Source organism: Pantoea sp. AS142 (assembly GCF_037152305.1).
GTDB lineage: Bacteria > Pseudomonadota > Gammaproteobacteria > Enterobacterales > Enterobacteriaceae > Pantoea.
The window spans coordinates 1-1,029 of record NZ_JBBCMO010000025.1; the positions used below are offsets into that span (position 1 = coordinate 1).

The 1,029-nt window shown below is 52.4% G+C and carries 2 tRNA genes and 1 rRNA gene; all 3 read left to right on the top strand.

Annotated features, from left to right (window positions below):
* Window positions 1–405, top strand: a 16S ribosomal RNA gene (locus WFO64_RS22355); the annotation flags it as partial.
* A gap of 73 nt (window positions 406–478) precedes the next feature.
* Window positions 479–555: transfer RNA gene (locus WFO64_RS22360), tRNA-Ile, on the top strand.
* A 141-nt stretch (window positions 556–696) separates the two neighbouring features.
* Window positions 697–772, top strand: a tRNA-Ala gene (locus WFO64_RS22365).
* The last annotated feature ends 257 nt before the right edge of the window (window positions 773–1,029 follow it).

Genomic DNA, 1,029 nt, shown 5'->3' on the forward strand with positions numbered 1-1,029 from the left:
GGTCGGGAACTCAAAGGAGACTGCCGGTGATAAACCGGAGGAAGGTGGGGATGACGTCAAGTCATCATGGCCCTTACGAGTAGGGCTACACACGTGCTACAATGGCGCATACAAAGAGAAGCGACCTCGCGAGAGCAAGCGGACCTCACAAAGTGCGTCGTAGTCCGGATCGGAGTCTGCAACTCGACTCCGTGAAGTCGGAATCGCTAGTAATCGTGGATCAGAATGCCACGGTGAATACGTTCCCGGGCCTTGTACACACCGCCCGTCACACCATGGGAGTGGGTTGCAAAAGAAGTAGGTAGCTTAACCTTCGGGAGGGCGCTTACCACTTTGTGATTCATGACTGGGGTGAAGTCGTAACAAGGTAACCGTAGGGGAACCTGCGGTTGGATCACCTCCTTACCTGAAGATACCTTCCGGCGCAGTGTCCACACAGATTGTCTGATAAAAAGTAACGAGCAGAAAAAACCTCTACAGGCTTGTAGCTCAGGTGGTTAGAGCGCACCCCTGATAAGGGTGAGGTCGGTGGTTCAAGTCCACTCAGGCCTACCAAATTCGCCTCATGCTGCGTTATGTCTCCGGCTCGCATAGTTCACTATGCTTCGCGAAGACATGCCCTGCCTGAGCACGAATTGCACTTCTCACGAAGTGTACTCGGTTGAGTGGTAGTAGTGGTCTCTGCAGTAACTGTATGGGGCTATAGCTCAGCTGGGAGAGCGCCTGCCTTGCACGCAGGAGGTCAGCGGTTCGATCCCGCTTAGCTCCACCATACCGTTTATCTGTTTTTTCTGAATACTTCAGAGCGTACCGGCAACGGTGTGCTGCGAAGTATTATGCTCTTTAACAATCCGGAACAAGCTGAAAATTGAAACGACGTGTCGTTTTCATTCTCCGTAATAAGAATGAAAAACGCGACACGGTCGGGTCTCTCAAATGCTTGCAGCTTACAGCGTTGAAAAACGCCTGTGGGTTGTGAGGTTAAGCGACCAAGCGTACACGGTGGATGCCCAGGCAGTCAGAGGCGAT